Origin of the sequence: Streptomyces sp. NPDC051051, assembly GCF_040682975.1 — a bacterium.
Taxonomy (GTDB): Bacteria; Actinomycetota; Actinomycetes; order Streptomycetales; family Streptomycetaceae; genus Streptomyces.
Genome location: NZ_JBFBCB010000104.1, coordinates 1 through 9,723 on the forward strand (window position 1 = coordinate 1; position 9,723 = coordinate 9,723).

Below are 9,723 nucleotides of genomic sequence, written 5' to 3' on the forward strand. Positions count from 1 at the left end.
TGTGGTCAGTCGGTGACGGTGTGTGCGAACGTCACGGTGGTGGCGCCCGGCAGCGGTACCCCGTCCGGGACGGTGACCTTCACCGGCCCCGGCGGCCTGGACGAGACCGTGGCGCTGGATGCGGACGGCACGGCGTGTGTCACCACGTCCGCTTTGGAGACGGGTGCGGTCACGGCCGTCTACAGCGGCGACGGGTGTGTCGCGACGTCGGCCGGCACCGCGGCCGTCTCGGTCGGTCAGGCGGCGAGCGTGACCTCGGTGTCGGTGGATCCGAGTCTCTCCGTATGTGGTCAGTCGGTGACGGTGTGTGCGAACGTCACGGTGGTGGCGCCCGGCAGCGGTACCCCGTCCGGGACGGTGACCTTCACCGGCCCCGGCGGCCTGGACGAGACCGTGGCTGTGGACGCGGACGGCACGGCGTGTGTCACCACGTCCGCTTTGGAGACGGGTGCGGTCACGGCCGTCTACAGCGGCGACGGGTGTGTCGCGACGTCGACCGGCACCGCGGCCGTCTCGGTCGCCCAGGCGGCGAGCGTGACCTCGGTGTCGGTGGACGTCAACCCCTCCGTGTGCGGTGAGCCGGTGACGGTGTGCGCGACCGTCACGGCGGTGGCGCCCGGCAGCGGTACCCCGTCCGGGACGGTGACCTTCACCGGGGCCGGGCTGGACGAGACCGTGGCGCTGGACGCGGACGGCACCGCGTGCGTGACCACGACCGCGCTGACGACCGGTGCGGTCACGGCCGTCTACAGCGGTGACGAGTGCCTCACCTCATCGACCGGCACGGCGAACGCGGCGGTCAACCCGGCAGCCAGTGCAGTGGCGGTGTCGGTGGACGTCAACCCCTCCGTGTGCGGTGAGCCGGTGACCGTGTGCGCGACCGTCACGGCGGTGGCGCCCGGCAGCGGCACCCCTGCAGGGAGCGTCAGTTTCCTGCTGCCCGACGGCAGCACGCAGGTCGCAGCTCTGGACGCGGACGGCACGGCGTGCCTGACCACCAGTGGCCTCACCGGTGGGGTGGTCACCGCCTCCTACGAAGGCGACGACTGCTTCCTGCCGTCGGGGGGTTCGCTCGACGTGACGGTAAACCAGGCGGCCAGCACGACCTCGGTGTCGGTGGACGCCGACCCCTCCGTGTGCGGTGAGCCGGTGACCGTGTGCGCGACCGTCACGGCGGTGGCGCCCGGCAGCGGCACCCCGTCCGGGACGGTGACCTTCACCGGGGCCGGCGGCTTGAACGCGACGGCGTCACTGGACGCGGACGGCACCGCGTGCGTGACCACGACCGCGCTGACGACCGGTGCGGTCACGGCCGTCTACAACGGTGACGGGTGCTTCTTCTCGTCGGTGGGATCGCTCGATGTGTCGGTCGGTCAGGCGGCGAGTGTCACTTCGGTGTCGGTGGATCCGAGTCCGTCGGTGTGCGGTGAGCCGGTGACGGTGTGCGCCACTGTCACGGTGGTGGCGCCCGGCAGCGGCACCCCGTCCGGGACGGTGACCTTCACCGGGGCCGGGCTGGACGAGACCGTGGCTGTGGACGCGGACGGCACGGCGTGTGTCACCACGTCCGTGCTGGAGAGCGGTACGGTCACGGCTGCCTACGGCGGTGACGGGTGTGTCGCCGCGTCGATGGGCACCGCGCCGGTGTCGGTCGGTCAGGCGGCGAGCGTGACCTCGGTGTCGGTAGATCCGAGTCTCTCCGTATGTGGTCAGTCGGTGACGGTGTGTGCGAACGTCACGGTGGTGGCGCCCGGCAGCGGTACCCCGTCCGGGACGGTGACCTTCACCGGCCCCGGCGGGCTGAACGAGACCGTGGCTGTGGACGCGGACGGCACCGCGTGCGTGACCACGACCGCCCTCAAGACGGGTGCGGTCACGGCCGTCTACGGCGGTGACATGTGCTTTACGGGTTCGGCCGGAGCCCTCGATGTGTCGGTCGGTCAGGCGGGCAGCACCACTTCGGTGTCGGTGGATCCGGTTCCGTCGGTGTGCGGTGAGCCGGTGACGGTGTGCGCCACTGTCACGGTGGTGGCGCCCGGCAGTGGCACTCCGTCCGGGACGGTGACCTTCACCGGGGCCGGGCTGGACGAGACGGTGGTGGCTGTGGACGCGGACGGCACGGCGTGTGTCACCACGTCCGCTTTGGAGACGGGTGCGGTCACGGCCGTCTACAGCGGTGACGGGTGTGTCGCCGCGTCGACGGGCACCGCGCCGGTGTCGGTCGGTCAGGCGGCGAGTGTCACTTCGGTGTCGGTGGATCCGGTTCCGTCGGTGTGCGGTGAGCCGGTGACGGTGTGCGCCACTGTCACGGTGGTGGCGCCCGGCAGTGGCACTCCGTCCGGGACGGTGACCTTCACCGGCCCCGGCGGGCTGAACGAGACCGTGGCTGTGGACGCGGACGGCACCGCGTGCGTGACCACGACCGCCCTCAAGACGGGTGCGGTCACGGCCGTCTACAACGGCGACGGATGCGTCGCCGCGTCGACCGGCACCGCGCCGGTGACGGTCGCCCAGGCGGCGAGCACGACCTTGGTGTCGGTGGATCCGAGTCCGTCGGTGTGCGGTGAGCCGGTGACGGTGTGCGCGACCGTCACGGTGGTGGCGCCCGGCAGCGGCACCCCGTCCGGAACGGTGACCTTCACCGGCCCCGGCGGACTGAACACGACGGTGCCGCTGAACGCGGACGGCACCGCGTGCACGACCACCGGCGGCCTCACCGGCGGCACGGTCACGGCCGTCTACAGCGGTGACGGGTGTGTCGCCGCGTCGACCGGCACCGCGCCGGTGACGGTCGGTCAGGCGGCGAGCGCGACCTCGGTGTCGGTGGATCCGAGTCCGTCGGTGTGCGGTGAGCCGGTGACGGTGTGTGCGAACGTCACGGTGGTGGCGCCCGGCAGCGGTACCCCGTCCGGGACGGTGACCTTCACCGGCCCCGGCGGCCTGGACGAGACCGTGGCTGTGGACGCGGACGGCACGGCGTGTGTCACCACGTCCGCTTTGGAGACGGGTGCGGTCACGGCCGTCTACAGCGGTGACGGGTGTGTCGCCGCGTCGACGGGCACCGCGGCCGTGTCGGTCGCCCAGGCGGCGAGTGTGACCTCGGTGTCGGTGGATCCGAGTCTCTCCGTATGTGGTCAGTCGGTGACGGTGTGTGCGACCGTCACGGTGGTGGCGCCCGGCAGTGGCACTCCGTCCGGGACGGTGACCTTCACCGGCCCCGGCGGCCTGGACGAGACCGTGGCTGTGGACGCGGACGGCACCGCGTGCGTGACCACGACCGCCCTCAAGACGGGTGCGGTCACGGCCGTCTACAACGGCGACGGATGCGTCGCCGCGTCGACCGGCACCGCGCCGGTGACGGTCGCCCAGGCGGCGAGCACGACCTCGGTGTCGGTGGATCCGAGTCCGTCGGTGTGCGGTGAGCCGGTGACGGTGTGCGCGACCGTCACGGTGGTGGCGCCCGGCAGCGGCACCCCGTCCGGAACGGTGACCTTCACCGGCCCCGGCGGACTGAACACGACGGTGCCGCTGAACGCGGACGGCACCGCGTGCACGACCACCGGCGGCCTCACCGGCGGCACGGTCACGGCCGTCTACAGCGGTGACGGGTGTGTCGCCGCGTCGACCGGCACCGCGGCCGTGACCGTGAACACCGCCCAGACCAAGACCGCGCTCACCGTCACCCCCAACCTCGTGGTCTGCGGCCGGCCGGTGACGTTCTGCGCCACGGTCACGACCGTTGCACCGGGCAGCGGCACTCCCACGGGGACGGTGACCTTCAGCGGGCCCGGCGGCTTCAACCAGACCGTCGCGCTCGACCCGAGCGGCAAGGCCTGCGTCACCGCCACCGCGGGCACCAGCGGCACGGTGACCGCCGTCTACAACGGAGGCACCTGCCACAGTGCCTCGGCCGCGACGGCGAACCTGACGGTGAACGCGGCTTCCACGACCCTGACGGCGTCCCCGGCGCAGATCCGCCTGAGGACGAACGGTACGTTCGTCCTGCCGTCGATGAGCGCCACGCTCAAGGTCACCTCCAGTGGCGCTCCGCTCGCGGGTCAACCGGTCACGTTCAGGGCGAACACGATGGTGGGTCCCATCGTCCTCGGCACCGCGCTCACCAACGCCAGCGGAGTGGCGACCCTGGCCCCGCCGCCGCTTCCGGTCTCCAGCGTGGTGATCACGGCAGGGACCTACACCGCGACCTTTGCGGGAACGGGTTGCTACGCCCCGTCCTCGGTGACGCAGCCGCTGGCCCTCGTCCTCTTCCCGCTCCTCCCCTGACCGCACGCCGGTCACCGTCCCCGGGCGCCACTGGGCCGGGACGGTCGGGCCGAGGGGGCGGCGACCGCCGCCCCCTCGGCCCGGTCACGCGCGTGGTGCCCGAGACGGCCCGCCGGTCTGCCGGGGGCAACCGGGTCCGGGCCGGCTGCCGCCGCGACGAACTCCGCACCGTTTCGGAAGCGACGCCCCCCCCACGCCCGGTCGCCCCGCGCTCCAGGACCTTCCGCGCGCCCGCCGCCCCGCCCGGCGGCAGTCGGTGCTCCGACCGAGCCCACTCCCCATCGGACAGATTCCCCCGTGTTCCTGCAGGACGATCCGCTCCCGGACGGTCACCGGCGCATCGGACGAACCCTAGAGGCGGGCGACCAGATAGGCCTGCGGCACCTTCTCGTCGAGTTCGGGCTCCGGTGCGCGGACCGTGCGGGACCGTACGGAGAAACCGGCCGCGGTGAGCAGCTCGGCCATGGCCTCCGGCCGGCGGCGGTGGAAGTCCAGGGACACCGGGTGGCCCCACGGCCGGTCGTGGTGCTTGGGCTCGTCGCCGACCTGGAAGGCGAGGAGGACGTGGCCGCCGGGCCGCAGGACGCGCCGGAACTCGGCGAACAGGCGGGGCAGTTCTTCCAGGGGCGTGTGGATCGACGAGTACCAGGAGACGAGGCCGTCCAGCGAACCGTCCCCGTGCGGCAGCTCCAGCATCGAGCCCCGCTCGAACCGGATCCCCGGGTTCTCCCGCCGCGCCACCGCCAGCATCGACTCCGACAGGTCCAGGCCGGACATGGACAGCCCGAGCGAGGCGAGGTGGCCGGTCACCCGCCCCGGCCCGCAGCCGAGATCGGCCACCCTCCCGCCGGGGCCGACGAGTTCGGCGTACACCGCGAACACGGCCCGGTCCCAGGGGAGCTTCGCGTGCAGGTCACGGAAGCGGTCGGAGTAGTCCTCGGCGACGGCGTCGTAGAAGGTGCGGGTGGCGGTGAGGAAATCGGGGGCTTCGGTCATGCGCGGGACCGTAGCCGGTACCTCTGACACCGGTCCGGACGGCGACCGACGCACTCGTACGGCCCCCGCCCCCCACCCGTACGGAAACAGCCCGGCGGGGGCCGCCGGGGCCGGCGCGGACGCCGGCCGTCGCGGAAAGGCAGGAGCCCCGTCGCCTTGCGGCGCGGGGCTCCTTGGGTACTGCTCTCAGAGACTTGCGTCAGGGTGTGGTGCGATCAGACGGGGGTGACGTTCTCCGCCTGCGGGCCCTTCGGGCCCTGGGTCACGTCGAAGGAGACCTGCTGGTTCTCCTCGAGCGAACGAAAACCCTGCGCGTTGATCGCGGAGTAGTGGACGAAGACGTCGGGGCCGCCGCCCTCCTGGGCGATGAAGCCAAAGCCCTTTTCGGCGTTGAACCACTTCACGGTTCCGGTAGCCATAAGCCCTCCTTGGGCCCAAAGGGTTGCCCTGCTCCAGAACCCTGCAAGCGTGAAAGCTAGTGCCGCACAACTGCATACGTCTGAAAACGACGAGAGCCCGCGGTTACATGCTCCGCAGGCTCTGTACTGCAAGGGAAACCAAACTGCAACTTGCGGGCGAGCCTAGCACGCGGGCAGCCGAAAGCAACAGAGGTCAAGATCACGTCACCCGGACGTTTGAAGGTCCGGAAAAGAGGTTGACGTCTGCCGTCGCAGGGGGTGGACTCCGCAGGCTACCGGACGGGGTCTATCGTCGCGATGTGGACAATTCTCGCACCCGGCCGCGCGTCGGCCACATCCAGTTCCTGAACTGCCTGCCCCTGTACTGGGGGCTCGCGAGAACCGGCACCCTCCTCGACTTCGAGCTGACCAAGGACACCCCGGAGAAGCTCAGCGAGCAGTTGGTGCGGGGGGATCTCGACATCGGGCCCATCACCCTCGTCGAGTTCCTCAAGAATGCCGACGACCTGGTCGCCTTCCCCGACATCGCCGTCGGCTGCGACGGTCCCGTCATGTCCTGCGTCATCGTCTCCCAGGTGCCGCTGGAGGAACTGGACGGCGCCCGCGTCGCCCTCGGCTCCACGTCGCGCACCTCCGTGCGCCTGGCCCAGCTCCTGCTCTCCGACCGCTACGGCGTCCGGCCCGACTACTACACCTGCCCGCCCGACCTCAGCCTGATGATGCAGGAGGCCGAGGCGGCCGTCCTCATCGGCGACGCGGCCCTGCGGGCGAACCTGCTGGACGGCCCGAAGTACGGCCTCCAGGTGCACGACCTCGGCACGCTCTGGAAGGAGTGGACCGGCCTGCCGTTCGTCTTCGCGGTGTGGGCCGCCCGCCGGGACTACCTGGAGCGCGAGCCGGTCATCACCCGCAAGGTCCACGAGGCCTTCCTCGCCTCCCGCAACCTCTCCCTGGAAGAGGTCGCCAAGGTCGCCGAGCAGGCGGCCCGCTGGGAGGCCTTCGACGAGCAGGTCCTGGAGCGGTACTTCACCACGCTGGACTTCCGCTTCGGCCCCGCACAGCTGGCGGCCGTCACCGAGTTCGCCCGCCGCGTCGGCCCGACCACGGGCTTCCCGGCCGACGTGCACGTGGAGCTGCTCCAGCCGTAGCGCAGGCTCTAGGCTGCTGGCGGCCCCACGAGGGTCCACGGGCCTACGGGGGAGGGGTGGACGTGATGCAGCCGCTCGGTGCCGGTGAACCCACCGAGGTGGGGCCCTACCGACTGCTCGGCCGGCTCGGCTCCGGCGGGATGGGCCGCGTCTACCTGGGCCGCAGCGCCGGCGGCCGCACGGTCGCCGTGAAGGTCGTGCACCCGCACCTCGCGCTCGACGAGGAGTTCCGCGCCCGCTTCCGGCGCGAGGTCGACGCCGCCCGGCGGGTGGGCGGCGCCTGGACCGCACCGGTCCTGGACGCCGACCCGGCGGCGGACGTCCCCTGGGCCGCCACGGCCTACGCGGCCGGGCCCTCGCTGGCCGCGGCCGTGGCGGACGGCGGCGCGCTGCCCGAGCACACGGTACGGGTGCTGGGAGCGGGCCTCGGCGAAGCGCTCGCGGCCGTCCACGGGCTGGGCCTGGTGCACCGGGACGTGAAGCCCTCCAACATCCTGCTCACCGTCGACGGCCCCCTGCTGATCGACTTCGGCATCGCCCGCGCCACGGACGGCACCGCGTCCCTCACCTCGACCGGGGTCTCGGTCGGCTCCCCCGGCTACATGGCCCCCGAGCAGATCCTCGGCAGGAGCGTCACCGGCGCGGCCGACGTCTTCTCCCTCGGCGCGGTCCTGGCGTACGCGACGACCGGCGAGCCCCCGTTCCCCGGCGACTCCTCGGCCGCCCTGCTCTACAAGGTCGTCCACGAGCAGCCCGAACTGGGCGGCCTCGACGGCGACCTGCGGGACCTGGTCGCGGCCTGCCTGGCCAAGGAGCCGGCCGCCCGGCCGGCCCCGGCGGAGGTCGCCCGCCGGCTCGCTCCGCAGGGGGCGGCCCGGATGGTCGCCGCCGGCTGGCTGCCGGGGAGACTGGTGGAGCAGGTGGGGCGGAGCGCCGTGCAGCTCCTGAACCTGGAGGCGACGGGGGCGGGCGCCGGGGCGGAGCCGGTCTCCGGGCCGGTCGGATTCAGCAGTGCCTCGGTGGGGTTCGGCAGCGCCTCGGCGGAGGAGGCGCGGGCTTCGGCCACGGTGGGGGCGTTCGGGCCGCCGCCGGTGATGCCGGGTACGACGCCGGCCGTACCCGTGCCCGTACCCGTGCCACGGGTCGCCGACGGCGACGGTGGCGGTGACGGGCGGCCCGGCAGGGTGTCCCTCTCCTTCGCGGCCGCCGCGACGCCCGGCGAGGGCGGGCGCGGGCGGCGGCTGAGCTGCACCCTGGCGCTCGCGGTCGCCGGCGCGCTGGCGGCGGTGACCGTGGGCTCGGTGTTCGTCCTCGACCTGATGCCCGGCTCCGGCCCCGGCGGCAAGGACAGCGCCGCGGGCAGCGACGCGTCCACCCCGGCCCCGGCGGGCACCGCGCCCCCGGCCGCGTCCGGGGCGGTCCCCGCCGCCTACGTCGGCACCTGGGAGGGCCAGGCCAGCGGCCTGGGCGGCCGGCTCCCCATGGGCACCTTCCGCCTGACGGTGGAACAGGCCGCCGTGGGGCAGGAGTTGGGGCGGCTGCGCCAGACGGACGTGCTCGGTGGCGTCTGCCTCGACGTCCTGACCCTGCAGAAGGCGACCCCGGAGGAACTGACCGCCACCTCCGTCGGCGCGACGACCAACCACAGCGGCTGCAACCCGGCCGCCCACACCGTGCGGTTGACGCGCACGGGCGACGACCTGACGTACCGGTCGGAGAGCGAGGCCGAGGGCGACCCGGTGGCGCGGATGTCGCGGGTCGGGTAGCGGGCGGGCCGGCGAAGGCGCCGGCGACGAGCGAAGAGAGAGCGGAGTCCCTTGACCGGCGTACCGATCGACGCCCTGCTGATCGCCCTCGCCGTGGTGTGGGGCGCGGCGACGGGCGCTGTGCTGCCCCGGGCCGCGTACCGGTTCGCGGTGGAACTCGAGGAGGAGGGGGACGGCCAGGGGGCGGACGTGGGGGAGGGGCCCGGCGCCGTCGGTCCCGGCCCGCGTCGTACCTGTCCCGACGGGCACCCCCTGCGCGGCTGGCTCGGCGCCGCCCGCTGCCCGGCGTGCCCCGGCACGAACCCGCCGTACGGCCCCGGCGCCCTCCGTCTCCCCCTCGTCACCGCGCTGCTCTGCGCCGGCCTGGCGCTCGCCACCGGCGTCCGGCCCGAGCTGGCCGTGTGGCTGGCGCTGACGCCCGTCGGGGTGCTGCTCGCGGCCGTCGACCTGCGGGTGAGGCGGCTGCCCGACCCCCTCACCCTGCCCCTCGCGGCCGCCGCCCTCGCTCTGCTCGGCGTGGCCGCGCTGCTGCCCGAGCACGCCGGCGACTGGACGACGGCCCTGCTGGGGTCCCTCGCGCTCGGCGCCGGCTACCTCGTGCTGCACCTGATCAACCCCGGCGGCATGGGATTCGGCGACGTGAAGCTCGCCCTGGGCGCGGGCGCCGCCCTCGGCTGGTACGGCTGGGCGACGGTCATGCTGGGCACCTTCGCCGGGTTCCTGTCCGGCGCGCTCTACGGCGGGGTGCTCCTGCTCGCGGGCAGGGCCGGGCGCAGGACGGCGATCCCGTTCGGGCCGTTCCTGATCGCCGGTGCCTGGGCCGGCGTGCTGATGGGGGCGTACGCGGCCTGAGGTGAGCCGGTCGGAGACGCTGGCGTAGGCTGACCGGGTCCGTCCACAACCCTTGACGAAAGGGACGCTCCCGGTGACCGAGAAGACCGACCTCCAGTCCGTCCTCGACCGTGCCGCCGAGGGTGGGCGGATCACCCCCGAGGAGGCGCTCGCCCTCTACCGCGACGCGCCCCTGCACGCGCTGGGCGCCGCCGCCGACGCCGTGCGCCGCCGTCGGTACGCCGGCATCGAGCACATCGCGACGTACATCATCGAGCG

Annotated in this window: 6 protein-coding genes and 1 pseudogene; 5 read left to right on the forward strand and 2 right to left on the reverse strand. The window is 73.4% G+C overall.

Annotated features, from left to right (window positions below; all coding sequences use genetic code 11):
• The first annotated feature begins 12 nt into the window (after positions 1-12).
• Positions 13-4,284, forward strand: coding sequence for an Ig-like domain repeat protein (locus tag AB0N31_RS35805; RefSeq protein ID WP_366062721.1), 4,272 nt, complete (start codon positions 13-15; stop codon positions 4,282-4,284).
• Positions 4,285-4,635: 351 nt separating this feature from the next.
• On the opposite strand, the gene AB0N31_RS35810 is transcribed toward AB0N31_RS35805, so the two are convergent.
• Positions 4,636-5,280, reverse strand: coding sequence for a methyltransferase domain-containing protein (locus AB0N31_RS35810; protein ID WP_366062722.1), 645 nt, complete (start codon positions 5,278-5,280; stop codon positions 4,636-4,638).
• Positions 5,281-5,495: 215 nt separating this feature from the next.
• Positions 5,496-5,699, reverse strand: coding sequence for a cold-shock protein (locus AB0N31_RS35815; RefSeq protein ID WP_003974443.1), 204 nt, complete (start codon positions 5,697-5,699; stop codon positions 5,496-5,498).
• Between the two features lie 299 nt (positions 5,700-5,998).
• Here AB0N31_RS35815 and AB0N31_RS35820 point away from each other — a divergent pair, with 299 nt between their 5' ends.
• The 4 genes and pseudogenes from AB0N31_RS35820 to AB0N31_RS35835 all read left to right on the forward strand — a co-directional run.
• Positions 5,999-6,847, forward strand: coding sequence for a menaquinone biosynthesis protein (locus AB0N31_RS35820; protein ID WP_366062723.1), 849 nt, complete (start codon positions 5,999-6,001; stop codon positions 6,845-6,847).
• Positions 6,848-6,912: 65 nt separating this feature from the next.
• Entirely contained in the window at positions 6,913-8,613 is a 1,701-nt protein-coding gene (locus AB0N31_RS35825) for a serine/threonine-protein kinase (protein WP_366062725.1), read from the forward strand.
• Positions 8,614-8,664: 51 nt separating this feature from the next.
• Positions 8,665-9,465, forward strand: a complete 801-nt coding sequence (locus tag AB0N31_RS35830; protein WP_366062724.1) for an A24 family peptidase — start codon at positions 8,665-8,667, stop codon at positions 9,463-9,465.
• Positions 9,466-9,538: 73 nt separating this feature from the next.
• A pseudogene (locus tag AB0N31_RS35835) lies at positions 9,539-9,723 on the forward strand (dehypoxanthine futalosine cyclase); the annotation flags it as partial.